Here is a 24140-nt window from a genome sequence, read left to right on the forward strand (position 1 = left end):
GTATGCGACTAAACGCAGCCTGTACGACAGACCGGCGACGCAGTTAAGCTGACACTATCTAGTTGGAGCACCCTGTTGATGCTGACCCTCGGAAATATCTTCGTGCTGATGCTACTCGCCACAGGCGGCGCGTGGCTGTGGCACAACCATGGCTTGCGCGAGCGTGCGCTGGAGCGGGTCAAGCTGCATTGCGTCAAGCTCGGGATCGAGTTGCTGGACGGCAACGTGGCGCTGAAAAAAATCGCCTTCATCAAGGATGCCAACGGTCGGCGACGCTTGGCCCGCGTGTACAACTTCGAGTTCACGGTGACCGGCGAAACCCGCCATAACGGCACCATCACCCAGTTCGGCGCCCACAGCGCGCAGATCGAACTGGCGCCCTACCCGATGCCGTTCGACGACACGCCTCCGGTGGTCGACGTGGCGAAGCCACGCGCTGAAGTGATTGAGCTTAGTCAGTGGCGGCAAGAACACACAAAATGGCGTCCTTAATTCAACCGACAGTCGGCCAGTGCGCTCTGCAATGAATCAATCTCCTGCGGCTCGCTGAAGATCAGCTCGATCCGCGAATCCCGGCGCCATTCACTGGGCTGCCACGCCAATGGCGAGTTATCCAGGGCATTCGCTGAAACCCAGCCGTCGCTGCTGTGGATAACCAGCTTCGCCCGCCGCCAGGCAAGGCTTTCAAGCCATCGGCCAACGCGCGCGGAATCGAATGTCTGGCTCGGATGCCAGCGCCAACCAATGCTCCAGCCCCCCTCCTGCTCCTGACTCAAGCAAATCGGCACCTCGGGATCGGTCCAGACGGTCGGCATCTGCGCCATTCCTTTGGGTTGGATGAAGTTATCCACACCCGCCACAGCCTTCGCCTCCAGGCCGGGCAACTCGCTCAATGGCAACCGCGCCTGTTGCGTCCAGTACACGCGCCGCGCCGGCAACTGCGCAACAATTCGCTGATGATCGCCTGTGTCGAGGTTTTCCGACTTGTTCAGCAACAACAGCCCGGCGCTGCCCAACGCCTCCTGCTGCGTCACAGGCAGCGGTTTGCCGGCGGCGAGCGCTTGGGCATCCAGCACCAGCACGCTGGGCTGGACGGCCAGCACACCCAACCACGGCGCCTCTTGCAATTGCCTGAGCAACTGCGCCGGATGGCCCAGCCCGGATGGCTCGATAAACAACCGATCCGGCCGCGCCTTGCGCAGCAAACGTCCGAGGCCGATCTGAAACGGCGCACCATTGACGCAACACAAACAGCCCCCGGCCACTTCACCCAGTGCGATACCATCGGCATCCCGGGTCAGCAACGCAGCGTCGAGGCCGATCTGGCCGAACTCGTTGATCAGCACCGCCCAGCGCTCGTTCGCCGGCCGCTGCGCCAACAGATGCTTGATCAAACTGGTCTTGCCTGCGCCCAAGGGGCCGGCAATGACGTGCGTTGGAATGTTCTGCAACATGGTCGGTGTTTTCTGAGGAGGTAAAGGATGCGGTTGATTGGCTGGACGTTGCTTCTGGCGCTGGTTTGCGGCGAGGCGCTGGCCCAGGCCTGCGTAGTACATAGCACGGCTGAGCGACTCGACGTGAAAGTCTGCCAGCAGAACCGCAACATCCCGGAAAAGCTCTTCGCCGACGGGTTCTGCCAGCCCAATCTTCCTGGCCAGAAAGTCGACGTGCAATACGTCGACCAATGCCCCGGCGGTGCATTCGGTGTATGCAGCAATGCCCAAGTCGCCAATATGCCTTACCGACAGGATATTCACTATTACGGCGTGGCCACCGACGCGGCGTACCTGAAGCCGTTTTGCGAAGGCCAGAGCCAGGGCAACTGGCTCAAGCCTTGATCCGCTAACCCAACCAGTCGAGGGTCAGGATCAAACGGCGCTCGCCCGGCGCGGGTTGCGGTGAGCGGTGGATCAGGCCAAAGCCTTCGTTGCCGTCCCATTTCTCGCCCTTGAGTAAAGCCACATAACCGCTGGCGATGTGCTGGATCAGCGAATCATCCGTGGGTTCGGCTTCGGGCTTGCTCAATTGGCGGCGATCCATCGCCCCTTCCTTCAGCCATTCGCTGCCAATTCCGGCGTACGTGGTGATCAAGCGCACAGGCACATGATCGACGTGAAAAAGCGGGCACATGGCTTTGTCCAGAACCCGTAGACGCACGCCGATACGCTTGGCGCCCAACAGGCAGGCGAATGCGCTGACCAACCAGGAAACGTCGGCGATAAAGCCTTCGTAGCCTTCAAGATCGTTGAAGCCCGAGGCCAGTCCCTGCAGATTGGGCTCGGTGTCGTCAGCGGGCATTTCCAAAACCAGCGACTCGGCCAATGGCTCGTTCAGAGACAGCAACAAACGGCCGAAATCGGCGATGTGCACCGGGAGTCGGCGCTGCCAAATGGCGAGGTTCACGCCATCGTCCAGAATTCGCGCGAGGGCTTGCGGCGTCTCGCCCTGAACCTGGCAAATGACCGGTCGTAACTTCAAGGTCGGCGCCAGCATCACGCGGCTTCCTCTTCATGCCAGGGGCCGAACGGATCGGGCAACAATCGCCAGCCCTCGACGCCGGACGCCATTTCTTCATCACTCAGCAGGCAGTCGTCGAGTTCCGCAGTGAGTAAGTTGAAGTCGATGTTCTGGCCAATGAACACCAGTTCCTGCCGGCAATCGCCAGTGGCGGCGGTCCAGTTTTCCATGATCCCCGCGGTGCTTTCTTCGTCCTGCGGCCATTGGGTTTTCGGCACGAAACGCCACCAGCGTCCGGCAAAACCATGGCGCATCAAACCGCCCGCCTGAGACCAGCTGCCCGCGTCCATGGGTTTGCTCGCCAGCCAGAAAAAACCTTTCGAGCGCAGCAATTTGCCATTCACCCACGGACGGTCGATGAAGCTGAAGAAGCGCTGTGGATGAAACGGCCTGCGTGCTCGATACGCCGTGGAAGAGATGCCGTATTCCTCGGTTTCCGGCACGTGTTCACCGCGAAGCTCCTGCAACCAGCCTGGCGCCTGCGCCGCTTTTTCAAAGTCGAAACGACCGGTGTTGAGGATCTTTTTCAGCGGGATTTCGCCCATGACCATCGGGATGATTTCGGCTTGCGAGTTCAATCGCTCAAGGATCGCGATCAGCTCCTGACGCTCGCGGCTGCTGATCAAATCGATCTTGCTGATCAGGATCACGTCGGCGAATTCGATCTGCTCGATCAATAGATCGGTGATCGAGCGCTCGTCCTCTTCGCCCAGGGTTTCGCCACGCGAGGCGAGGCTTTCGGCGGCCTGATAATCGAGCAGAAAGTTCATGCCATCGACCACAGTGACCATGGTGTCGAGCCGCGCGATGTCGGCCAGGCTTTGCCCTTCTTCGTCGCGGAAAGTGAAGGTTTCCGCCACGGGAAGGGGTTCGGAAATGCCGGTGGATTCGATCAGCAAATAATCGAAGCGGCCGTCCCTGGCGAGTTGGCTGACTTCTTCGAGCAGGTCTTCGCGCAAGGTGCAGCAGATGCAGCCGTTGCTCATTTCCACGAGTTTTTCTTCGGCGCGGTTCAGGGTGACATCACGCTGAACTTCACTGCCATCGATGTTGATTTCGCTCATGTCGTTGACGATCACGGCGACTCGCAGGTTGTCGCGGTTACGCAGCACGTAGTTGAGCAGCGTGCTTTTGCCGGCGCCGAGAAAGCCCGACAAAACGGTCACGGGGAGACGATTGGGCATCAGGTAATCCTCACAGGAGATGCCCGGTCGCAGTGTCGGGCTTAACTCAATGTTATAGTATAACAACTCAATTAAACCACTCCCTCTTGCCGACAGTGACAAAGGGCAGGATGCTGAAACTCGTTCGCCCCGTGAGAAACCCCATGCGCACTGCTTTGAAATTAACGCTGATGAGCGTTTCGTTGCTGCTCGCCGTAGACGCCTGGGCGCAAATACCGAGCCTGGCCAAATGCACCCGCAGCGCCAACCTGCTGGCCTGTGTGGATGCCGACGGCAACGCTTACAGCGTCAACACCGTCGGCAGCACGATCTACTTGCGAGGCTTCGAACAGGCGGGCAAGCGCTATTGGGCGCAAACCAACAGCCGCTACGGGCAACTGACATTCTTCACCGGGATCGCTTCCGACGGCGAAGCCTGGGTGGGCTACAACCGTCGGGTTGGCTGGACCACCATCAACCGGTTTTCCAGTTCCGGTGGCAGCAGTGCCAGGTTCACTTGCAGCCGGATCACCGGCTGCTAGGCCTGCGCTTTTTGCTGTTCCTGCTGCCAGGCGATGTAACTGTTGACCGGCGGATTCTTCTGGAAGTAGCGCTGTAATCCTTCGAACAATCCGTCAGCCACGGCCTGCTGATGCCGCGCCGTGACCAGCCGCTGACTGTCGCGAGCGTTGGAAATGAAGCCGGTTTCCACCAGGATCGACGGCACGTCCGGCGATTTCAGCACGGCAAACCCTGCCTGCTCCACGCGCTTCTGATGCAACGTGGTGATGCCCGCCAGACTGCCAAGCACCGTGTTGCCCAACTGCAAACTCGCGGCGAGGGTGGCGTTCATCGACATGTCGAGAATCACCCCGGCCAGCATCGGGTCCTTGTCCTTGAGATTGAGCAGGCTGGTGGCGCCCAACAGGTCCGCGCCGTTCTCTCGCTGCGCCATGAAGCGCGCCGTGGCCGACGTCGCTCCGCCCTCAGACAAGCAATACACCGACGCACCAGAAGCCGTGAGACGCGGCGCCGCATCGGCATGCACCGAGATGAACATATCGGCGTTGTGTTTGCGGGCGATCTCCACGCGCTTGCGCAGCGGGACGAAGAAGTCGTCGTTGCGCACCAGTTTCACGTCGAAGCCCTTCTCCCGTTTCAGCCGCTTGGCCAATAGCTGAGCAATGGACAACACCACGTCTTTCTCACGCTCGCCTTTGGCACCGACCGCGCCCGGGTCTTTGCCGCCATGGCCGGGGTCGACCACCACGATGATGTCCCGTTTCGGGTGAGCCTTGTCGATGGCTGCCACGGGCGCGGCGGCTATTTGCAAGGGTGCCGCTGTCTTCAGGTCGAGCACCAGCCGATGACCCTGCCCGTCCTGCGGCGGCAACAAAAAGCTGTTGAGCTGCACCGGGCCGCTGAGGTCGAGGACGATCCGCGTATCGCCCTGACCAAAGTGCCCGGAGCGGATCGAGCGGATCACCGTGTTGCCAAGCACCAGCTGACTGAAGTCGCCACTGAAGTTGGCGCCACTGAGGTCAATGATCAGCCGCTCAGGCGCGCTCAGTGAAAAGGTTTTGTACTGCACCGGCCCGCTCAGATCGAACACCAGGCGCAGCTTGTCATCCGAGCGCCAGAGCCGCGCGTTGCGAATTTGCGTGGCGCCAACACTGAAGGGCAATGCGAAGGCCGCGCTGGCCAGAATCAGGTTGAGCAAGTGACGTCTGTGCATGGTGAAAGCCGCTCGTGAAAAAGGCGTAGTCGATTTTAATGTAATAACATAACATGTCGAACCGACTTCCACGATGGACCTGCTCATGAATGCGCTGACTCTGCCGGATATCGCCGCGCAGGCCTCACGCCAAGCCCTGCCACTTGAATGGGTGGGCATGTGCGGCATTGCTCTTCCAGTTTTATTCGATGGCCAACGATTGAGCGCGAAGGCCGATGCGGGCGTGAGCCTCGATGATGGAGAAGCGCGCGGCATTCATATGTCGCGGCTGTACCTGGCGCTGGAAATGCTCGAACAGGAACGCCTGACACCCGCCCTGTTGCGGCGTGTCTTGCAGCGATTTCTTGATACCCATGAAGGTCTATCCCACAGCGCTTACCTGAACATTCACGCAGATTTACTGCTCAAACGGCCAGCGCTGATCAGTCCATTGTCCGGTTGGAAATCCTATCCAGTCAGCATCAATGCGCGTTTGAAAAACGCGATGTTCCACGTGGAACTAAACATCGACATCCCCTATTCCTCAACTTGCCCCTGTTCAGCTGCATTGGCGCGGCAGTTGATTCAGCAGCAATTCGTCGACGACTTTGCCAACCAGCCACTGCAACATGCCGATGTTTTGGCTTGGCTCGGCACCACAAAAGGCATCGTTGCCACGCCTCACAGCCAACGCAGCAATGCGCAGTTGAGGCTTCGTCTCGATGATTATCTTGATGACCTGCCACTGATTGCGCTGATCAACGATGCCGAAGGCGCCCTCGGCACCGCCGTGCAAACCGCGGTAAAGCGCGCGGACGAACAAGCCTTCGCGCTGGCCAATGGTCAAAACCTGATGTTCTGCGAAGACGCCGCTCGCCGTTTGAATCTGGCGTTGAAGCGCTCGCCCGGCATCAATGCCTTTCACCTGAAAGTCGTCCACGCCGAGAGCCTGCACGCCCACGACGCCGTCGCCGAAAGCCGATGGAATTGGGAGGTCGCATGATTCGCTGCGAGGCATTGCGCTGGGGTGCACCAGGCCAACCGCTCACGCCGCCGGTAGATTTCGAACTGAACCAAGGCAGCCTGACCGCCGTGATCGGCGCCAACGGCTCAGGCAAAAGCAGCCTGCTGAAAGTCATCGCCGGCCTGCAAAAACCACTGACCGGAAAAGTGATCCTGGATGTTCCACGCAAAGGCTCACTGTCGTTCCTCCCCCAGCAACAGCACCTCGACCGGCAATTTCCGATCAGTCTGCAAGAGTTGGTCGCCGCGGGTTTCTGGGGCAGCAAGCTATCCCCCGAAGTCCGAAGCCAGCGCCTTAAAGCCGTGTTGGAGAACTGGTGCCTGACCGGTCTGGAGCAGCGCCCATTGATGGCCCTCTCCGGCGGCGAATTGCAGCGCGCCCTGCTCGCCCGATTGAGCCTCGCCGAAGCGCCCTTGCTGTTGCTCGATGAACCTCATGCTGCCCTCGACGAACTCGGTCAATCACTGCTGTGGAGAAACATCCACGCCTGGCACGCCGAAGGCCGAACCCTGGTGGTCGTGTGTCATGACCTCGCCGCCGTGCGCCAACACATTCCTCAAACGCTGCTGATCAAAAGCAGCGGCTGCGTCCTCGGCTCAAGCACCGACCTTATCCGCCAACAACCACAGACGCAGGTGGCCTGATGCTCGCCGCAGCCCATCTTTGGCAACCGTTCCACGAGTTCGTGTTCATGCGCCGGGCACTGCTCGGTGGATTGGTGTTGGCCTGCAGCACGGCACCGCTCGGGGTGTTTCTGATCCTGCGACGCATGAGTTTGATCGGCGACGCGGTCGCTCACGGCATCCTTCCCGGCGCAGCACTCGGCTTCTGGTTTGCCGGGCTGAGCTTGCCGGCATTGACCTTCGGCGGCCTCGGTGCGGGCTTGAGCATGGCCGGGCTCGCGGCATGGATCACTCGCCGCACAGGTCTGAGAGAAGACGCGAGCCTCGCCGCAATCTACCCAATCTCCCTCGCCAGCGGCGTGCTGATCCTCGGCATCGCCGGCAAACGCCTGGACCTACTGCACCTGCTGTTTGGCTCGGCGTTGGCGGTCGACGGCCCGACGTTGACCGGCATGTTGTGGGTCTCAGGGCTCAGCCTTGTCGCCATGGCGCTCATCTACAAACCGTTGTTGCTGGACACCCTCGACCCACTGTTTCTGCAAACCGTCAGCCGTCTGGGTCCGCTGGCACACGGCGTATTCCTGACATTGGTGGTGCTGAATCTGGTGATCGGATTTCAAGCCATCGGTGCGTTGATGGTCGTCGGTCTGATGATGCTGCCCGCCGCCGCGTCGCGCTTCTGGAGCCGACGCTTGCCCGTGTTGATGGCCATCGCCGGGCTGCTTGGCTGCCTTTCGGTGTGGCTCGGCTTGTTGCTGTCGTTCTACTACTCGCTGCCCAGCGGCCCGGCGATCGTGCTGGTGGCTGGCGGCGGGTATCTGCTGTCCGTGGTGTTCGGACCGGTGCACGGCTTGCTGCGCCGCCCGCCCTTGCTCACATCCCAATGAGGTGTTTCCCGATGCGCGCTTTACTCGTGCTGTTCAGTTTGATGCTGTCGATGTCGTTGTCTGCGGCGGAAAAACTGCAGGTGGTCACCAGCTTCAGCATCCTCGCCGACATGACCCATCAGGTCGGTGGCGAGCACATCCAGATCACCAACATGGTTGGCCCTGACGCCGATGCTCACACCTATGAGCCGACTCCGGATGATGCCAAGGCATTGCTCAAGGCCAGACTCATCATCAAAAACGGCTTGGGTTTCGAGCCGTGGCTGGACCGCCTGGTGACCAGCACCGAGACCAAAGCCCCGGTCATCAGCGCGAGCCACGGCGTCATCCCACGCTCGCTGGATGAAGATGGCGAGACCGTCCCCGACCCTCACGCCTGGCACAACCTGGCGAACACCGAGCTGTACATCAGCAACATCACCAAGGCGCTGATCGCCGCCGACCCGGCGAACAAAGCCGACTACGTACGCAACAGCCAGGCCTACCTGAAACAGATCTACGCGCTGCTCGCCGAAGCCAAAGCCAAGCTCGGTTCGCTGCCACCGGGCAACCGCAAGATCGTCACATCCCACGACGCATTCGGTTATCTGGGTCAGGCCTATGGCATCGACTTCATGGCGCCACAAGGTCTGTCCACCGAGCGCGAACCCTCCGCCGCCGAAGTCGCTGCGCTGATCACCCAGATTCGCCAGGCCAAAGTCAAAGCGGTGTTCATGGAGAACATCAAGGACGCCCGCCTGCTCAAGCAGATTGCCGATGAAAGCGGTGCGCACATCGGCGGCACGCTGTACTCCGATGCGCTCGCTGCCACCGGTCCGGCGAGCACCTTTACCGGGTTGTTCGAGTACAACCTCAACACCTTGTACGAGGCTTTGAACAAGCCATGATCCGCAAGAATCCCTCGGGTGATTTGCCGCTGATTGCGGAGTCCGCCTACGTCGATAAGACTGCGATCATCTGCGGCAAAGTGGTGATCGGCGAGAACGTTTTCGTCGGCCCCTACGCGGTGATTCGCGCGGACGAAGTCGACGCCTCGGGCGAGATGGAGCCGATCACCATCGGCGCCAACTCGAACATCCAGGACGGCGTGGTGATCCACTCCAAGTCCGGTGCGGCGGTGACGATCGGCGAGTTCAGCTCGATCGCCCACCGCTCCATTGTTCATGGACCGTGCTCCGTGGGCGACCGGGTGTTCATCGGGTTCAACAGCGTGCTGTTCAACTGCGCCGTCGGTGATGGCTGCGTGGTGCGGCACAACTCGGTGGTCGACGGTCGCGACTTGCCCGCCGACTTCTACGTGCCCTCCACCACCCGCATCGGGCCCAACACCGACCTGTCGCAATTCCCGCCGGTGAGCGTCAGCGCCTCGGAGTTTTCCGAAGACGTGGCCCGCACCAACGTCGATCTGGTGCGTGGCTACAAAGCCCTGCAAAACGAGTTCTGACCATGAGCAGCGTGCTGATTCGCAATGCCCGGCTGGTGAATGAAGGACGTGAGTTTGACGGTGATCTGTTGGTCGGCCATGGTCGCATCGTCAAGATCGCGAGCAGCATCGAAGGGGAAAATGCTGCCGTCGAAATCGATGCTGACGGCCAGTGGTTGATGCCTGGAATGATCGACGATCAGGTGCACTTCCGCGATCCCGGTTCGCCCGACAAGGGCAGTTTCTACACCGAATCGCGAGCTGCGGTGGCCGGCGGCATCACCAGCTTCATGGACATGCCCAACACGAATCCGGCGACCCTGACGCTGGCAGCATTGGCCAACAAGAAGCGCCGCGCAGCGATCAATTCGGTGGCCAACTACGGCTTTCACTTCGGCGTGAGCAACGACAATCTCGACACCGTCGCCGCGCTCAATCCTTGCGAAGTGGCCGGCGTAAAAGTGTTCATGGGCGCGTCCACGGGCAATATGCTGGTAGACGATCCCAAGGTTCTGGAGCGGCTATTCGCCGAGGTGCCGACGATTCTGTTGGCCCATTGCGAACACACGCCCAGCATCGACGCCAATGCGCTGAACCTGCGAGAGCTGTTCGGCGAACACGTTCCCGCCGCAGCCCATCCGCTGATCCGCAATGCCGAGGCCTGCTTCCGTTCGTCCTCGATGGCCGTGGATCTGGCCAAGCGACATGGCACCCAGCTTCACGTGTTGCACCTGACCACCGCCCGCGAACTAGCGTTGTTCGAAGACAAGCCACTGACACAAAAACGCATTACCGCCGAAGTCTGTCTGCACCACCTGCTCTTCGACGATCGCGACTACGCAATGCTCGGCAACTTGATCAAATGCAACCCGGCGATCAAGACTCAGGCCGACCGGGACACCTTGCGCCGGGCCCTGATGAGTGATCGACTGGACGTCATCGGCAGCGATCACGCGCCTCACACCTGGGACGAAAAGCAACGTCCCTACTGCCAGGCACCGTCCGGCTTGCCATTGGTGCAACACGCCCTGCCCGCCCTGCTGGAGTTGGTGGCGGATGACGTTCTACCGATCACCACCCTTGTGGCCAAGACCAGTCACCGTGTCGCCGATCTGTTTGCGATTCCTGACCGAGGCTATTTGCGCGAAGGGTATTGGGCCGACCTGGTGTTGATCAAACCCGAACCTGGTGGCGTTGCCGTCTCCCAACAGCCGATCCTGTCTCAATGCGGCTGGACGCCCTTCGCGCAACGGCGCTTTCGCCACAGCGTGAGCACTACGTTGGTATCGGGGCAAATTGCGTGGCACGACAAACGTCTTAATGACAGCTGCCAGGGTTTACCGCTACGGTTTACACGCTAGTGCAGCACTCGAGAGCACCGACATGATCCACATCACTCTGAGCGATGGTTCATTGCGTGAATACGACCAACCGTTGTCGGTGTACGAGTTCGCCGCGAGCATTGGTCCCGGGCTTGCCAAAGCAGCCGTCGCCGGCCGGGTGGACGGCGTATTGGTGGACTGTCAGTTCTTGATCGAAGCCGATGCCCGGGTCAGCATCGTGACGCCTCAAGAGCCCGATGGCCTGGAGATACTGCGCCGCTCCTGCGCATTGATGCTGGCGATGGCCGTGAAACAGCTCTATCCAAAAGCGCAATTGCAGACCGGATCGGCACTGGGTGACGGGTTCTATTATGAGTTTTCCTTTGAACGACCGTTAAACCTGGTCGACCTTGCGGGCATCGAAGCGCGCATGAAGACCCTGGCGGCGACCAATCATTCGATCCGCCGGCGCGAGCCGTCACCGCGTTCCAAGTACATGGAAAAACCTGCGACCTACCTGCTCGGGGACTTCGAATGTGTGTCGATAGGCCCGCATGCTCCGGCAACCAGAGTGTTGCAGGCATTCGCGCTCGATCACATCAGCGGCCTTGCGCCACAGCGGATCTATGGCACGTGCTGGTCTTGCCAGGAAGAACTGGACGACTGGCGGGCACCGCCGCATGTGATGGTCGTGAGCATGGATGATCGCCAAACGGATTACGCACAGTGGGTGACCGAGGCCTTGCGCCGAAGCGGCGTACGCGCCCGTGCGGACCTGCGCAACGAGAAGGTCCGCCACAAGATTCGCGAACACAGCCAGCAAGTGCCGTATCTGGTGGTGATCGGGGAGAAAGAAAAAGAAGGCGGGTTTGTCAGCGTGCGAAGTCACACCGGGGAGGATTTTGGCCGGATGGCCATTGAAGCGGTGTGTGATTGGCTGAGATCAACGGGGATTGCCGGTGTATGAACGGACGCCTTCGCGGGCAAGCCTCGCTCCTACAGGATTCACACCGACCCTGTAGGAGCGAGCGGTGCGGCGATCCGACTTGCCCGCAAAGCTTTTAAGCCCTTGGCTTCACTGTCCCGCAATCCTGCCCCAACCACACCGCGCGAGTATCAAGGCTACCCTTCTGCTGAATGCCGGTAGCGTTGAACGTGCCATTCACCTTGGTGGTGAACTCACGATCACTGAGGAATGTGGCCACACCCGTACCCTGCGCTTTCGGGCAGCTGAAGCGGAATTTCCACTGGTTACCGGTGCGCTCGGTGATTTCCTGCTTGCAGCCCGATTGCGGATCCGTCAGCGGAATGTTGTCGGTCTTCACTTGCTCCGGCGTCAGGCAAGCCCGGATCCCCTTGCCGCCCATGGTGATGCCCTGCTTCTCCAGCTGCGCACGCTGTTCAGGCGTCATCTGGCTCTGTATCTGACCGAGGATCAGTTGCAGATCCGGCATGTTCTGGTCATCGACCTTCATGTTGCTCGAGGTCAATTCCCACAAACCCGGCTGCAGCATCTGCGCCTGAGCGGCCACCGGAAGTGCTAAACCTAAAGCTACGGCCAAACCCAGCAGACGAACGTTCATTGAGTAACTCCTGATCGATAGTGGCCGTTAGACGTCAGCCACGAGCTTCGGTTCATGGGCCAATTAAATAGCGACATTCTGCACGGAACATGGTCTGTTAAGCACTGAATCTTCAGGAGCAAGGCTGCCCCATGGATTACTTTGGACCGCATATTTTCGGTTATCTGATCGCACTGCTGCACTCGTTGGGCATGATCGCCGCCATTCATGCCGTGTTGACCGTTCGGACCGCTCAGGGCTCGATCGCCTGGGCCTTGTCGCTGCTGTTCATTCCCTACCTCACGCTCATTCCCTATCTGGTCTTCGGCCGCAGCACCTTCGATGGCTACATCAAGGCACGGCGACAGGCCAACGAGGAAATGCGCAAGGCCATCTCCGATTTGAACTGGCGCCCGTGGGTCGAAGAAGCACTGACCGCCCGTGCCTCCAACGCCTACGCATCATTGAGGGCGATGCCAAAACTGGGCCGCATGCCCTGCCTGGCGAACAACGAAGTCAGCCTGCTGATCAACGGCCACGCCACTTTCGAGGCGATTTTTGAGGCCATCAGCCAGGCGAAGGAAGCCGTGCTGATCCAGTTTTTCATCATCCACGACGACCGTCTGGGCCAACGCCTGCAAACCTTGTTGTTGAAAAAAGCCGCCGAAGGCGTCCCCGTTTATTTACTGTACGACCGCATCGGCAGCCACTCCCTGCCCCACAGTTATGTGCAGTCGTTGCGCGATGCCGGTGTCGAGGTCAAAGCCTTCGCGACGCGTAGCGGCTGGCTCAATCGCTTTCAGGTCAACTTCCGCAACCATCGCAAGATCGTCGTGGTGGATGGCGTGTTGGGCTTCGTGGGCGGGCATAACGTGGGCGACGAATACATGGGCGAGAAACCACCCCTCGCCCCTTGGCGCGATACCCACGTGCGGGTGCGCGGGCCGGTGGTGGCGAGCATGCAGGAGTCCTTCGCCGAAGACTGGTTTTGGGCAGCGCGCTCGTTGCCGCCGTTGATACTGCCGGACGCGTATCCGGACAACGGCGTACTCTGCCAATTGCTTGCCAGCGGGCCGGCAGATTCCTACGAAACCTGTTCGTTATTCTTCGTCGAAGCCATTCACGCGGCGACCGAGCGGGTGTGGATCACCAGCCCCTACTTCATCCCCGATGAAGCGGTGTTTGCCGCCTTGAGGCTGGCGGTTCTGCGCGGCGTGGATGTGCGATTGCTGCTGCCTTCACGACCGGATCACCGCATCGTCTACGCCGCCTCCAGCCTGTATGCCTTCGAAGCCGTGCGCGCCGGTGTGCGGGTATTTCGCTACGAGCCCGGTTTCCTGCATCAGAAAGTGGTGTTGATCGACAGCGAAATCAGCGCCATAGGCAGCGCCAATATGGACAACCGTTCGTTCCGACTGAATTTTGAAGTGATGTTGCTGACTGTCGACCGAGTGTTTGCCGGCGAGGTGGAACAGATGCTCAACGACGACTTCGACCAGGCGCATGAAGTCGCCAAAGAAGAAAGCCGGGAGACCCACCGTCTGCAACAGGTCGGCATGCGGATCGCCCGGCTTATTTCACCGATACTTTAAGGGTTGTAGATGTCGTCGCGGGTCCAGGGCAGTTCATGGCTGCCGTCGGGGTGGGCTTTCACTGCGAGGATCTGGTGCAGGTTGATCCAGCCCCGGGCGAACGCATAAGCACATCCCGCCAGGTACAGTCGCCAGATTCGCAAGGCCTGCTCCGGCACTTGCCGGGCGGCGGCTTCCAGGTTGTCCTCCAGGCGTTCGCTCCAATGGTCCAGGGTGCGCGCGTAGTGCAGGCGCAAACTCTCGACATCGACGATCTCCAGCCCTGCTTCACTGATCTCGGCAGAGATCATCGACAGATGCGGCAGTTCGCCGTTGGGGAACACGTATTTCTCGATAAAATCACCCGCACCACGTCCCACTGGCCGGCCATCGGTGTGCTTGGCGGTGATGCCGTGGTTCATCACCAGACCGCCCTCTTTCACCGCGTCGAACAGGGTTTTGCAGTACTCGGCCAGGTTCGCATGCCCCACATGCTCGAACATGCCGACGCTGACCACTTTATCGAAGCGCCCGTCCCGAGGCAGATCGCGGTAGTCCAGCAATTGCAGCTCGACCAGATCGTCGAGGCCTTCCTCCTTCACCCGCTCACGGGCCAGAGCCAGTTGTGCTTTGCTCAGTGTGATCCCGAATACCTTCGCGCCAAACTCCCGCGCCGCATAGCGCGCCAAACCGCCCCAGCCACACCCGACATCCAGCAGATACTCGCCAGGTTGCAGGCGTAGTTTGCGACACAGGTGGCGGAATTTGGCTTGCTGGGCCTGCTCAAGCGTTTCGCTGCCGGTCTCGAAGTACGCGCAGGAATACGCCATGTCACTGTCGAGCCACAGCTGATAAAACGCGTTGGACAGGTCGTAGTGATAGGAAATCGCCTTGGCGTCGGTTTCCTTGTCGTGGGCAGTGCGAACAGGCTGACTGTCGATGTCGCCCAGCAAGGCCTGACTCCATTCATCGCAGACGCGGATCACGTCGCTGATGGAGCCTTCCAACTCAAGTTTGCCCTCGACGAATGCCGCTCCGAGCGCATCGAGGCTGGGATGAGTCAACTGGGTAACCATTTGTGGGTCCTTGACCACAATCGTGACGCTGGGCGTCGGCCCCAGATTAAATTCATGGCCATCCCAGAGTCGCAGGCGTAGCGGTAACTGCAGATTCTGTAAGGCCGGTGGAAGTTGCGCGAGCATGGAATATCCCCCTTGTTTCAGACGTCTGATGTGAGGGTAGACCATCCTTGAAAAATAGCAGGCTATCGATTTAATAGCCGTCTTCTATGATTTGCAGCACTGGAAACAAACGCCGCAAAATCACAGAAGTGATTGCCCTCACACTAGATGACTGCGAATTTCGCGCACAGTTCTGAAATGTTCACATCGCTCAGACGTCTTCCTTCATCTTGAGCAACGGCTCTTGGAAACGCAGCAGCCGCCCGGCGTTGCCCAATACCAGCAACGTACTCAAGTTATGCAGCAGCGCAGCAATCATCGCCCCTGCCGCACCGAGCCAGCCGAAGGCAGCGAAAGCGACAATTGCCAGTGTCCAGCCGAGACCGATAATCACGTTGACCTGCAAGGTTTGCCGGCATTGGCGACTCAAACGTACGCAAGTGCCGAGCCGACGCAGGTCGCTGCCGATCAGCACGATGTCGGCTGAAGCCAAGGCAATATCCGCCCCGCCCGCGCCCATGGCGACGCCCACCACACCGGCCTTGAGTGCCAGCGAATCATTGATGCCATCCCCGACTACCATCGGCCGGAAGCCGCTGCCGATTTCTTTCAGCACACGGTTGAGTTTGTCCTCGGGCAAGGCCTGGGCTTCGACATCGCTGATACCGACATCCAGGGCCAACGTATTCGCGACGCTTTGGCGATCGCCGGTGAGCAGCAATTGCCGGCCCAATCCAAGTTCACGCAACTCACTCAAGGCGAACCGCGCTTCAGGTTTGACACTGTCCGCGAGCAACAGCCAGGCCAGGAACTCACCGTTGAGCGCCAACCCGGCAATTGGGCCATCGTGTTCGGGAACGGCAGAAGTGGCGATCGCCAATTGCGCAAACAACTCCGGTCGCCCGAGTGCTGCTTCGCCTTGTTCGGTCATCGCTACCACGCCCAGGCCCTGACGTTCGTGAATGTCCGTGAGCAGCAGAAAATGTTCCTGAGTAACCAACCCGGCGAGCGCGCGACTGACCGGGTGACTGCTGGCAGAACCCAGGCTGGCGGCCAGTTTCAACACGTGGTTGCGATCTTCCAGCGGACTGTCGATCGATTGCAGGCGCAAGGTGCCGAAGGTCAGCGTCCCGGTCTTGTCGACCACCAGCGACGTCAGATCCGCCAACTCCTCGAGAAACGCCGAACTGCGGATCAGAATCCCGTGTCGTGCGGCAACCGCAACGCCGGCAATCGCCGTGGCCGGTGCCGACAACACCAACGCACACGGACAGGCTGCCACCAACACCGCGAGCATCGCTTGCGCATCGTTGGTGATGAACCAGGTCACTGCGGCCAGCAACAACACCAGCACCATATAGCTGCCGGCGTAGCGCTCCAGCAAACGGGTGATTGGCGGCTTGGAACGCTCGGCGCTTTGCATCAGCGCGATGACTTTGCCGAGTGTCGATTCGTTGCCGGTACGGGTCACTTCAATGCGCAGCAGGCCATCAAGGTTGATCGCCCCGCCGAACACCGTCATGCCGACGCCCGCCTCCACCGGCACCGACTCGCCAGTGATCGATGCGGTATCGAGACTCGCCTGACCGGAGAGCACACGACCATCGGCCGGCACTCGATCACCGGCGCGGACCTCCACGCGGTCGCCAGCCTTGAGTGTGCCGTTGTCGACTTCGACGATGGAGCCATCCGCCTGAACCTTGCGCGCATGGCTGCGCGTCAGTTTGCCGAGTGCGTGAATCGCCTCCTGGGAACCGATCACGCTGCGCTCCTCCAACACATGGCCGAAGATCATGATGATCGGTAACAACGCAGCGGTCAGCAGATCACCCGTTGCCCAGGCACCCAACATCGCCAACGCAATCAACTGATCGGTGATCCCGTGCAAGCTGGGATAACGCAGGCTGTACCAGGCCGAACGCATCACCGGCACGGCCACCAGCAACGAGGCAAAACCCAGCAGCAATTGACTGACACCCGTCTGCTCCGGTGACCACCAGCGCCAGATCAAACCGAGCGCCAGCAAGCCGAGCGCGAGCATGGCCAGGGTCAGTTGGCGTGCAGCGCTGCGTTGTTCGGCCGAGGACAACATGCTCGGTGCGGCGGCGGTTTGGGCGGTCATTGTGCAGCTCCCTGAATGATCAGGCGGGAATCGTCTTTCGGATTGACTGTGGTCACCGAGCCGGCCTGACCGAGGATTTTCGGCAAGCGTTCGCGGTAAATGCGCAACAGCATTTGCGGGTCGGTGCCTTGTTGTTGCGCCTTGGCCAGGCTCAACACCGTGGCCGTGTCGGCGGAGGCTTTGGCCAGCCGTTCGCTGGCTTGAGCGTGAGCGACTTGCAGCGCACGGTCGGCTTGCTCGTTGGCGGCCTGAGTGAGTTTCTCGGCTTCAGTGCGAGCATTGGCCACGGCTTTATCGGCTTGCTGACTTGCCGTCAGAACGGCGTTGAAAGCATTGACCGCAGGTCCTGGCAGACTCGACTGCACATCCACGCGCGACACTTCGATCCCCAGTCCCTGCCCTGTTGCGGTCAATTGCGCGAGTCGTTGATTGATGCCTTGTACCAAATCCCCGCGCAGGCGCTCGCGTCTTTCCGCTGCTTGATTATCCGCGCCGATCAACTCCGGGCGCGCCACCAGGATGGTGTCCAGATCTCGTGCGGCGGTGAGTGCCACGGCGCTGCGAGTCACCAGGCGATCCAGTGCCGGCAGCACGTGTTCACCTTGAACAACGAACGCATACGGTTCGGTGACTTTGTAAAACACCCGCACATCCAGTTGCACCACACCCGCGTCACCCGTCAGCAGATAACCGGAACCTGCCAGCGCATCACTGAGCGGCGTGGCGAAAGTGGCTGCTCGGTCGGCCTGCAACGCGGCATCGCTGCGCAGTAGATTATCGACTCGACGCTCGATCACACGATCCGCCGCCGGCAACAAAACCACCTGCTCGAACGGCCTCGGCCACGCCAACAGCAGACCGGCATTCTGAATGCGATCCAGCGCGCCAAAGTGCAACACCACCGCGCGATTTTGCGGATCGATTTGCCTCACGTTGGAGAATGCCCACGCCAACGCGGCGAAGACTGTCACCGCATACAGGGCGAGAAAAGCCAATCGCCCGGCCTGAATCCAGGGGCTGCTGAACTCATTTGTTCCACGTGGAACCAAACTCATGGCTGCGATCCGGACTTGTTATCGAGCGTCGGCGGGCCGTCAACCAACACCCGGAACGGCGCGGCATCGGTGCGCAGAATCAGTTTGGTTCCAGGCGTGACGATGGTGCCCAAGGTGTCGAGGGAGCGCAGCAAGTTATACAGCTGCGGCGAACCCGCGTAAGCGCGGCCGTAAATCTGTGCGGCTTCGACCCGGGATTGAGCCTCGATGTCGGCTGCTTTTACCGTAGCATCGGCCTGGACGATTCGCGCATCACGCTCGGCAGCAGAGCGAATTTGCGCCGCTTCACGTTTGCCGATGGCCGTGCGTTCAGTGGCGATTGTTTCACGCTCGGCGCGCATGCGATCGACGGTGGCGGTCAGGGTCACCGACGGCAAGGTCAATCGTTCGATGCCGACTTGCAGCACACGAACGCCATACGTGGCGAGTAACTGCTGATCGATTTGCTGACGCAACTGCGCTTCAAAATCAGCGATGTGTACCTGGCTGGCATCGGTGTTCACCAGATTGGCCAGATCAAAACTGCTGGCCGTGGTTTCCAGCGCCGAGCCGACGAAGGTGCGAATCTGCCGCGCCGCTTCGTCCGGCTGATTCTGCACGGCGCGCATGAAGCGCTGCACATTGTCCGGATCGCCCTGCACCTGCCACGCCACGTAAGCCTGAACGATGATGCGCAAACCGTCGCGCGTGCCCACATCCTGCAAACCACTGGACGTGGTGCGCAGACGCAAATCGACCGGAATCGCCGCTTCAAAAGGCGCGGGCCAACGCCAGCCCAGCCCCGGCTCCAGCAACACCCGCGACGGATTACCGAAGCGCGTGATCACCGTGGCTTCGCCGGAACGCACCTGCACAAGGCTTGCAGCCGCGATGGCAAACGCCACCAGCAACGCCGCCCACCCCATGCGCCGCCACGGGAATGGACCCGCTTCCTGCGGATCGCCGTGGTGGTGATGATGCCCGTGGTGATGCCCGCCATGGCCATGATCGTGGCCGGCGTGATCATCGTGATCGTGAGTGTGCGACTGGCTCAATTGGCAGCTCCTGGCTGAGCATTTTTACGCGCCGATGCAGGGTCAACCGGCAGCGTGAAAGTACGGAGGTCGATGGTCGGCGCGTTGCCGCTGCCGCCCAGACGATGATCGAGAACCAGCAACCTGGCGTTGGTCAGGCCTTGGGAGAGCTGGCTGAAATACTGCTCCAGCACGAAAGCCTGGCCCGCGCTGGCGTAGGCTTTTTGCTCGGCGCTGAATTTCAGATCGGCCGCTTGCGCAGCCGCATTGATTTCACGCGCGCTGGCCGTCGCTTGATCCCGTGCGATGCTGGCCTGCAATTGCGCCTGATTGGTGGCCTCTGCAGCTGCGCCGCGCTCACGCGAGATCAGGGCTTGCGCTGCAATTTGCGCCGCTTGCACACCGTGATAAGCATTGGCCGCGCCGGCCGGTGGGTGAATCGCTTCAACCACAGTCGCGAGAATCTCCACGCCGCTGTCGAGCTTTTCCAGGTCCGCCTGCACCGCGCGGCCAATCTCTTCAGCGAGCCCTACCCTGTCCTCACCGAGTAGACCGTCAAGGGTACGAGACGCGAAGTCGTGCACCAGAATCCGGCTGGCGGTGCTGCGGATCAGTGCCGGTACGTTGGCGCTGTTGTACGTCGCGGCCAACGCCGCTTGATCCGTGAGGCCGATGCGATAGACAAAACGTACGTCCATGTTGACGATCTGGAAGCTCTGTTTGTCGGCGCGACTGCTGGCAATCACCTGAGACTTGTCGTTCACATGGCTGGCGTCCCATAAGCGATTGGCTGTCGCCGGCGCCGGACCTTCAGCCGGTTCAGCCACAATCGGCGCCGTCGCTTCACCAACACTGGTGGCCAACTCGTGGACCACGCCGTTCTCGACACTCAACACTCGGCCCAACGGCCATGGCAGACCTGCGTGCAAACCGGGGCCGAAGACCTCCACCGGTTTGCCGAAACGCTCATAGATGCCCCGCCCTTGCAGGGAAATTTCGTGAATGCCGGTGAGCGACCAACCAACCAGTGCCACCACCGCCAGCACCGGAACGAATGCCCGGCGCATGTAAGTGAAGGCCCAGATCTGCCGCAGATCGATGCCGAAGCGGTTATGTAATTCGTGTTGCAGCGCCAGCAACGGTTGGGGCGGCCAGCGCAGCATGTCGGCGACGAAACTTCGCGCCAGCAACGCAGGTTCGAGTTGTTCACGCTGCGGACTGAACAGTGACAACACCGCGCGTAGCAGCAGTTCGACCGCGACCAGCCCCGGCAGCAGGCCAATCAGTACAGCCAGACGTACCGGCCAAACCGACGCTTCGCTGCCCAACAACAGGCACAGCGCGCTCAGCACAAGGCAGATGATTGCAACGCGCGTCAGCTGCGCCAGCGAACCTGCTTCGGGCCACTGGGCCACGTTTTCCTGGGCAAGTTGCCGTTCCAGCACCAGCAAACCGAAGGCCAACAGCAACGACAATGCCGCCGCGACACTTGCGGAAAAGCCGAGCGCAGCGGGAGGCAGGGCCAGGTTCCAGACTTGATTGATGCTGAACACTACCAGCAGCGCCCAAGCGCCAAGCCACAGCGTCGAGGCGCCGATCTGCGCCAGCAGCCGCAACCATCGCTGGCTGATCCGCTCCAGCAGCCGTTCATACCAGCCTTCCGGCGGCGATTCAGCGACGACTTCCACAGGGAGCATCGCCGGGTTCATCGCCCTTTCACGCCACTGTGTCACCCACCACGCCGATTGCAGCCCGGCGACCAGCACCAGCAAACCAGCGCTCTGATTGACCAGCACCGCAGGCCAAAGCGACTGCGGTGCAAACAGCCCGACGAAAAACGCCAGCACCCAGCCTGCCCCTGCGAGCGCGCCGAGGCCGATTGCCAACTGCCGCAATCGCCGCCCTTGTAAGACTGCCTGCTGAAAGCGCGGCAGCCCGGCTACCGTTGCGCCCTCAATCTCGAGATCGACTTGCATACCACCCCAGTGATTTTCTTTGCTCACGTCGCAATTCGTTACGATATAACGAAAACCGTGAAATTTTCGTACTAAATCTCTTTATCTAAAGACGCTCAACCTGTCGCTTGGCTGAAGCCTTGACCGAAAGGCGTGGCTGCGCACATATTACGCTCGTAATTTTATTCAGGAACTACGTTTATCCAGCCCGATTCCCATCCAATTCAGGAGTACATCCATGAGCAACTATGACGTCGTGATACTGGGCGGAGGCCCCGGCGGCTACAACGCGGCAATTCGCGCCGGCCAGTTGGGCCTTAAAGCCGCCTGTGTCGAAGGCCGCGCCACCCTCGGCGGCACTTGTCTGAACGTCGGTTGCATGCCGTCCAAGGCATTGCTGCATGCTTCTGAATTGTATGACGCGGCCATGGGCGCGGAATTTGCCAATCTCGGTATCGAGGTCAAACCCACGCTGAACCTCGCGCAAATGATGAAGCAGAAGGATGACAGTGTTGCCGGGCTGACCAAGGGCATCGAGTTTCTGTTCCGCAAAAACAAGGTCGACTGGATCAAGGGCTGGGGCCATATCGACGGGCCGGGCAAAGTCACGGTGACGGACAGCCAGGGCGGCAAGACTGAGCTGAGCGCCAAGGACATCATCATTGCCACCGGCTCCGAGCCCACTCCCCTGCCCGGCGTGGACATCGACAACACGCGCATCCTCGATTCCACAGGTGCGCTTTCTTTGTCCGAAGTGCCCAAGCATCTGGTGGTGATTGGCGCCGGGGTCATTGGCCTGGAATTGGGCTCGGTGTGGCGGCGTTTGGGCGCACAGGTGACCGTGGTCGAGTTTCTCGACCGGATCTGCCCCGGTGTGGACGGTGAAGCGGGCAAAACCCTGCAACGTTCGTTGAGCAAGCAAGGCATCAGTTTCAAGCTGAGTTCGAAAGTCACCCGCGCTACGACTTCGGCGAACGGTGTTCAGCTCAGCGTCGAATCGGCCGCTGGCGGTACTGCCGAACTACTCGAAGCCGATTACGTGCTGGTCGCCATCGGGCGCCGGCCTTACACCGAGGGCCTGGGGCTGGAGAACGTCGGCCTCGCCACGGATAAACGCGGCATGCTCGCCAACAAGGGTCATCGCACTGAAGCGGCAGGCGTGTGGGTCATCGGCGATGTCACGTCGGGGCCGATGCTCGCGCACAAGGCCGAAGATGAAGCCATGGCCTGTATCGAGCAGATCGTCGGCAAGGCAGGCGAGGTCAATTACGATCTGATCCCCAACGTCATTTACACCAGGCCGGAGCTGGCCAGCGTCGGCAAGACCGAAGAGCAACTCAAGGCTGAGGGCCGCGCGTACAAGGTCGGTAAATTCCCCTTCACCGCCAACAGCCGGGCGAAGATCAACCACGAGACTGAAGGCTTCGCCAAAGTGCTGGCCGATGAGCGCACCGACGAAATTCTCGGCGTGCACCTGGTAGGCCCGAGCGTCAGTGAAATGATTGGCGAATATTGCGTGGCCATGGAGTTCAGCGCTTCGGCTGAAGACATTGCCCTGACCTGTCATCCACACCCGACGCGCTCCGAGGCTTTGCGTCAGGCGGCGATGAATGTGGAGGGGATGGCGACGCAGATGTAGGGCTGGAGACCTGTTGAGACTGATCTACCGCCATCGCGAGCAGGCTCGCTCCCACATTTGATCTGTGGCGCACACAAAACCATTGTGGGAGCGGGCTTGCTCGCGAAGGGGGCAACCCGGTCTAGAGCGGCAAGTGTTCCAACGGCAACGCCCCCGGCGTTTTCACCGTGTGAATCGCAAAGTTGCTGCGGATGTCGCTTACGCCCGGCAACTTCAGCAAACGGCCGGTGAGAAAGCGGTCATAAGCACGCAAATCCGGCACCACCACCTGCAACAAAAAATCCGATTCCCCTGACACCAGAAACGCCGAAATCACCTCGGGCAACGCCATCACCGCCACACGGAAGGCTTCGGCCTGTTCGTCGTTGTGGCGCTCGACCTTGACCCCGACAAAAACCGTCAGCCCCAACCCGACTTCATCGCGGTCCAGGTTGGCCTGATAGCCGCGAATCACCCCGGCCTCCTCCAGCATCCGCACCCGACGCAAACAGGGGGACGCGGACAGACCAATCTCGTCAGCCAGTTGTACGTTGCTCAGACGACCGTCACGTTGCAGGGCCGCGAGAATTTTTCGGTCGTAAGCGTCGAGTTTCATGTTTGGCAGATCCTGATGGTTCAAGCGTCAGAGAATGGCAGATTATGCCAATTCAAGACTGTTTAGAAGCAAACTACGCAACCACCTGCCCTGGGTTTCAGCCCTAGACTGGCGCTACCGAATCGACAACGAAAGGGGTGCAGCATGGCGGGGCTTTGGCTGTTTTTCATGGCGCTGGCAGTGGTTTACCTGCTCCCAGGCCCGGACATGATTCTGCTGCTGCAAACCGGCGCTCGTCAGGGCAAAGGTGCGGCGCTGGCCACGGCGGTGGGTTTGGGCATTGCCCGGGGCTGTCACGTGGCGTTGGCGGCACTGGGGCTGGCGGCACTGTTCAAGGCCGCGCCCTGGACGTTCGATATGGTGCGCCTGGCCGGGGCCGCTTACCTGTTGTGGATCGGCATTCAATGCCTGCGGACCACGATGCTCCCAAGCCTGAACGGTGCAGATTCAGCCTGTGGAAAACCTCGTTGGCGCGAAGCCATTCAGCGCGGATTGTTGACCAACCTGCTGAACCCCAAGGCGCTGCTGTTCTGCTCGGTGCTGCTGCCGCAATTTATCGATCCGCATGCAGGGCCGGTGCTCGCACAATTCGCAACCCTGGGCGTGGTGCTGGTCAGTGTCGGTTTGTTGTTCGACAGCGCGTACGCCTTGGCCGGCGCCGCGCTTGGTCGCTGGCTGCAACGCAGTCCTTCGGCCCAGCGCGTACAGCAGTGGTTGTTTGGCAGCCTGTTGATTGGTTTTGCCCTGCGACTGACCTTTGTTCAACAGGCTTGA

24 protein-coding genes are annotated in these 24140 nt (G+C 60.5%); 13 read left to right on the plus strand and 11 right to left on the minus strand.

The genetic code is table 11. From position 1 onward, the window contains the following. The first annotated feature begins 78 nt into the window (after positions 1–78). Entirely contained in the window at positions 79–492 is a 414-nt protein-coding gene (locus tag IB254_RS13840; RefSeq protein ID WP_008027461.1) for a DUF3301 domain-containing protein, read from the plus strand. On the opposite strand, the gene IB254_RS13845 is transcribed toward IB254_RS13840, so the two are convergent. Continuing rightward, positions 489–1454, minus strand: a complete 966-nt coding sequence (locus IB254_RS13845; RefSeq protein WP_192417752.1) for a CobW family GTP-binding protein — start codon at positions 1452–1454, stop codon at positions 489–491. The genes IB254_RS13840 and IB254_RS13845 overlap by 4 nt on opposite strands. A 27-nt stretch (positions 1455–1481) precedes the next feature. Here IB254_RS13845 and IB254_RS13850 point away from each other — a divergent pair, with 27 nt between their 5' ends. Then, entirely contained in the window at positions 1482–1838 is a 357-nt protein-coding gene (locus IB254_RS13850) for an NADH:ubiquinone oxidoreductase (protein ID WP_150630606.1), read from the plus strand. A gap of 4 nt (positions 1839–1842) precedes the next feature. On the opposite strand, the gene IB254_RS13855 is transcribed toward IB254_RS13850, so the two are convergent. Together IB254_RS13855 and zigA are read right to left on the minus strand one after the other, a co-directional pair. After that, positions 1843–2493, minus strand: a complete 651-nt coding sequence (locus tag IB254_RS13855) for a DUF1826 domain-containing protein (protein ID WP_192417754.1) — start codon at positions 2491–2493, stop codon at positions 1843–1845. Beyond that, the gene (gene zigA, locus IB254_RS13860; RefSeq protein ID WP_192417756.1) at positions 2493–3701 is read right to left on the minus strand and encodes a zinc metallochaperone GTPase ZigA; all 1209 of its coding nucleotides are present in this window, start codon (positions 3699–3701) and stop codon (positions 2493–2495) included. Before zigA ends, IB254_RS13855 begins: the two co-directional genes overlap by 1 nt. A gap of 143 nt (positions 3702–3844) precedes the next feature. Here zigA and IB254_RS13865 point away from each other — a divergent pair, with 143 nt between their 5' ends. Beyond that, positions 3845–4222: a glutamine synthetase gene (locus tag IB254_RS13865; protein WP_192417758.1), complete on the plus strand. Its 378-nt coding sequence runs from the start codon at positions 3845–3847 to the stop codon at positions 4220–4222. Here the strand turns inward: IB254_RS13865 and IB254_RS13870 are convergent. Beyond that, positions 4219–5415, minus strand: coding sequence for an N-acetylmuramoyl-L-alanine amidase (locus tag IB254_RS13870; protein WP_192417759.1), 1197 nt, complete (start codon positions 5413–5415; stop codon positions 4219–4221). The two genes, IB254_RS13865 and IB254_RS13870, sit on opposite strands and share 4 nt — an antisense overlap. An 85-nt stretch (positions 5416–5500) precedes the next feature. Here IB254_RS13870 and folE2 point away from each other — a divergent pair, with 85 nt between their 5' ends. Genes folE2 through IB254_RS13905 form a run of 7 tightly spaced genes read left to right on the plus strand, consistent with a single transcriptional unit; the run spans position 5501 to position 11640 of the window. After that, the gene (folE2, locus tag IB254_RS13875) at positions 5501–6397 is read left to right on the plus strand and encodes a GTP cyclohydrolase FolE2 (RefSeq protein ID WP_192417761.1); all 897 of its coding nucleotides are present in this window, start codon (positions 5501–5503) and stop codon (positions 6395–6397) included. Continuing rightward, complete coding sequence (locus IB254_RS13880) at positions 6394–7062, plus strand: metal ABC transporter ATP-binding protein (RefSeq protein WP_192228162.1); 669 nt, start codon at positions 6394–6396, stop codon at positions 7060–7062. Before folE2 ends, IB254_RS13880 begins: the two co-directional genes overlap by 4 nt. Next, a complete protein-coding gene (locus tag IB254_RS13885; protein ID WP_192417763.1) occupies positions 7062–7928 on the plus strand; it encodes a metal ABC transporter permease in 867 nt (288 codons plus the stop codon). Before IB254_RS13880 ends, IB254_RS13885 begins: the two co-directional genes overlap by 1 nt. 11 nt (positions 7929–7939) lie before the next feature. Next, on the plus strand, positions 7940–8815 hold the full coding sequence (locus IB254_RS13890; protein WP_192417765.1) for a metal ABC transporter substrate-binding protein: 876 nt from the start codon (positions 7940–7942) through the stop codon (positions 8813–8815). Further along, complete coding sequence (locus tag IB254_RS13895) at positions 8812–9372, plus strand: DapH/DapD/GlmU-related protein (RefSeq protein ID WP_150630614.1); 561 nt, start codon at positions 8812–8814, stop codon at positions 9370–9372. Before IB254_RS13890 ends, IB254_RS13895 begins: the two co-directional genes overlap by 4 nt. A 2-nt stretch (positions 9373–9374) precedes the next feature. Next, positions 9375–10712, plus strand: coding sequence for a dihydroorotase (locus IB254_RS13900; protein WP_192417766.1), 1338 nt, complete (start codon positions 9375–9377; stop codon positions 10710–10712). 22 nt (positions 10713–10734) lie between these two features. Next, the gene (locus tag IB254_RS13905) at positions 10735–11640 is read left to right on the plus strand and encodes a His/Gly/Thr/Pro-type tRNA ligase C-terminal domain-containing protein (RefSeq protein ID WP_192417768.1); all 906 of its coding nucleotides are present in this window, start codon (positions 10735–10737) and stop codon (positions 11638–11640) included. Between the two features lie 94 nt (positions 11641–11734). On the opposite strand, the gene IB254_RS13910 is transcribed toward IB254_RS13905, so the two are convergent. Beyond that, the gene (locus IB254_RS13910) at positions 11735–12256 is read right to left on the minus strand and encodes a DUF3617 domain-containing protein (protein ID WP_192417770.1); all 522 of its coding nucleotides are present in this window, start codon (positions 12254–12256) and stop codon (positions 11735–11737) included. A 131-nt stretch (positions 12257–12387) separates the two neighbouring features. On the opposite strand from IB254_RS13910, the gene cls reads away from it, so the two are divergent. Next, on the plus strand, positions 12388–13827 hold the full coding sequence (cls, locus tag IB254_RS13915; RefSeq protein WP_192417772.1) for a cardiolipin synthase: 1440 nt from the start codon (positions 12388–12390) through the stop codon (positions 13825–13827). On the opposite strand, the gene cfaB is transcribed toward cls, so the two are convergent. The 5 genes from cfaB to hflK (IB254_RS13940) form a co-directional block, all read right to left on the minus strand. Continuing rightward, entirely contained in the window at positions 13824–15008 is a 1185-nt protein-coding gene (gene cfaB, locus IB254_RS13920; protein WP_192417774.1) for a C17 cyclopropane fatty acid synthase CfaB, read from the minus strand. The two genes, cls and cfaB, sit on opposite strands and share 4 nt — an antisense overlap. A gap of 190 nt (positions 15009–15198) precedes the next feature. After that, on the minus strand, positions 15199–17109 hold the full coding sequence (locus IB254_RS13925) for a cation-translocating P-type ATPase (RefSeq protein WP_192417776.1): 1911 nt from the start codon (positions 17107–17109) through the stop codon (positions 15199–15201). Then, on the minus strand, positions 17106–18164 hold the full coding sequence (gene hflK / locus IB254_RS13930; protein ID WP_192417778.1) for a protease modulator HflK: 1059 nt from the start codon (positions 18162–18164) through the stop codon (positions 17106–17108). The genes IB254_RS13925 and hflK (IB254_RS13930) overlap by 4 nt, the downstream gene beginning before the upstream one ends. Next, a complete protein-coding gene (hflC, locus tag IB254_RS13935) occupies positions 18161–19198 on the minus strand; it encodes a protease modulator HflC (RefSeq protein ID WP_192417780.1) in 1038 nt (345 codons plus the stop codon). Before hflC ends, hflK (IB254_RS13930) begins: the two co-directional genes overlap by 4 nt. Next, positions 19195–21153: a protease modulator HflK gene (gene hflK / locus IB254_RS13940; RefSeq protein WP_192417877.1), complete on the minus strand. Its 1959-nt coding sequence runs from the start codon at positions 21151–21153 to the stop codon at positions 19195–19197. Before hflK (IB254_RS13940) ends, hflC begins: the two co-directional genes overlap by 4 nt. A gap of 217 nt (positions 21154–21370) precedes the next feature. On the opposite strand from hflK (IB254_RS13940), the gene lpdA reads away from it, so the two are divergent. Beyond that, positions 21371–22771 (plus strand): dihydrolipoyl dehydrogenase, encoded by a 1401-nt coding sequence (gene lpdA, locus IB254_RS13945; RefSeq protein ID WP_192417781.1) that lies wholly within the window; start codon positions 21371–21373, stop codon positions 22769–22771. Positions 22772–22892: 121 nt separating this feature from the next. On the opposite strand, the gene IB254_RS13950 is transcribed toward lpdA, so the two are convergent. Beyond that, positions 22893–23366: an Lrp/AsnC family transcriptional regulator gene (locus IB254_RS13950; RefSeq protein ID WP_008027506.1), complete on the minus strand. Its 474-nt coding sequence runs from the start codon at positions 23364–23366 to the stop codon at positions 22893–22895. A gap of 144 nt (positions 23367–23510) precedes the next feature. On the opposite strand from IB254_RS13950, the gene IB254_RS13955 reads away from it, so the two are divergent. Beyond that, a complete protein-coding gene (locus IB254_RS13955; protein ID WP_008027508.1) occupies positions 23511–24140 on the plus strand; it encodes a LysE family translocator in 630 nt (209 codons plus the stop codon).

This window comes from Pseudomonas sp. PDM03, assembly GCF_014852385.1.
Lineage (GTDB): Bacteria > Pseudomonadota > Gammaproteobacteria > Pseudomonadales > Pseudomonadaceae > Aquipseudomonas > Aquipseudomonas migulae.

Bases quoted from the DNA above. Each gene is read 5' to 3' on its own strand.
- lpdA (WP_192417781.1), top strand. From the start codon at position 21,371: ATGAGCAACTATGACGTCGTGATACTGGGCGGAGGCCCCGGCGGCTAC.
- IB254_RS13950 (WP_008027506.1), bottom strand. From the start codon at position 23,366: ATGAAACTCGACGCTTACGACCGAAAAATTCTCGCGGCCCTGCAACGT.
- IB254_RS13845 (WP_192417752.1), bottom strand. From the start codon at position 1,454: ATGTTGCAGAACATTCCAACGCACGTCATTGCCGGCCCCTTGGGCGCA.
- cfaB (WP_192417774.1), bottom strand. From the start codon at position 15,008: ATGCTCGCGCAACTTCCACCGGCCTTACAGAATCTGCAGTTACCGCTA.
- IB254_RS13890 (WP_192417765.1), top strand. From the start codon at position 7,940: ATGCGCGCTTTACTCGTGCTGTTCAGTTTGATGCTGTCGATGTCGTTG.
- IB254_RS13865 (WP_192417758.1), top strand. From the start codon at position 3,845: ATGCGCACTGCTTTGAAATTAACGCTGATGAGCGTTTCGTTGCTGCTC.
- IB254_RS13900 (WP_192417766.1), top strand. From the start codon at position 9,375: ATGAGCAGCGTGCTGATTCGCAATGCCCGGCTGGTGAATGAAGGACGT.
- IB254_RS13850 (WP_150630606.1), top strand. From the start codon at position 1,482: ATGCGGTTGATTGGCTGGACGTTGCTTCTGGCGCTGGTTTGCGGCGAG.
- IB254_RS13895 (WP_150630614.1), top strand. From the start codon at position 8,812: ATGATCCGCAAGAATCCCTCGGGTGATTTGCCGCTGATTGCGGAGTCC.
- zigA (WP_192417756.1), bottom strand. From the start codon at position 3,701: ATGCCCAATCGTCTCCCCGTGACCGTTTTGTCGGGCTTTCTCGGCGCC.
- IB254_RS13855 (WP_192417754.1), bottom strand. From the start codon at position 2,493: ATGCTGGCGCCGACCTTGAAGTTACGACCGGTCATTTGCCAGGTTCAG.
- hflK (WP_192417877.1), bottom strand. From the start codon at position 21,153: ATGCAAGTCGATCTCGAGATTGAGGGCGCAACGGTAGCCGGGCTGCCG.
- IB254_RS13840 (WP_008027461.1), top strand. From the start codon at position 79: ATGCTGACCCTCGGAAATATCTTCGTGCTGATGCTACTCGCCACAGGC.
- IB254_RS13880 (WP_192228162.1), top strand. From the start codon at position 6,394: ATGATTCGCTGCGAGGCATTGCGCTGGGGTGCACCAGGCCAACCGCTC.
- IB254_RS13870 (WP_192417759.1), bottom strand. From the start codon at position 5,415: ATGCACAGACGTCACTTGCTCAACCTGATTCTGGCCAGCGCGGCCTTC.
- folE2 (WP_192417761.1), top strand. From the start codon at position 5,501: ATGAATGCGCTGACTCTGCCGGATATCGCCGCGCAGGCCTCACGCCAA.
- IB254_RS13955 (WP_008027508.1), top strand. From the start codon at position 23,511: ATGGCGGGGCTTTGGCTGTTTTTCATGGCGCTGGCAGTGGTTTACCTG.
- hflK (WP_192417778.1), bottom strand. From the start codon at position 18,164: ATGAGTTTGGTTCCACGTGGAACAAATGAGTTCAGCAGCCCCTGGATT.
- cls (WP_192417772.1), top strand. From the start codon at position 12,388: ATGGATTACTTTGGACCGCATATTTTCGGTTATCTGATCGCACTGCTG.
- IB254_RS13905 (WP_192417768.1), top strand. From the start codon at position 10,735: ATGATCCACATCACTCTGAGCGATGGTTCATTGCGTGAATACGACCAA.
- IB254_RS13885 (WP_192417763.1), top strand. From the start codon at position 7,062: ATGCTCGCCGCAGCCCATCTTTGGCAACCGTTCCACGAGTTCGTGTTC.
- IB254_RS13925 (WP_192417776.1), bottom strand. From the start codon at position 17,109: ATGACCGCCCAAACCGCCGCCGCACCGAGCATGTTGTCCTCGGCCGAA.
- IB254_RS13910 (WP_192417770.1), bottom strand. From the start codon at position 12,256: ATGAACGTTCGTCTGCTGGGTTTGGCCGTAGCTTTAGGTTTAGCACTT.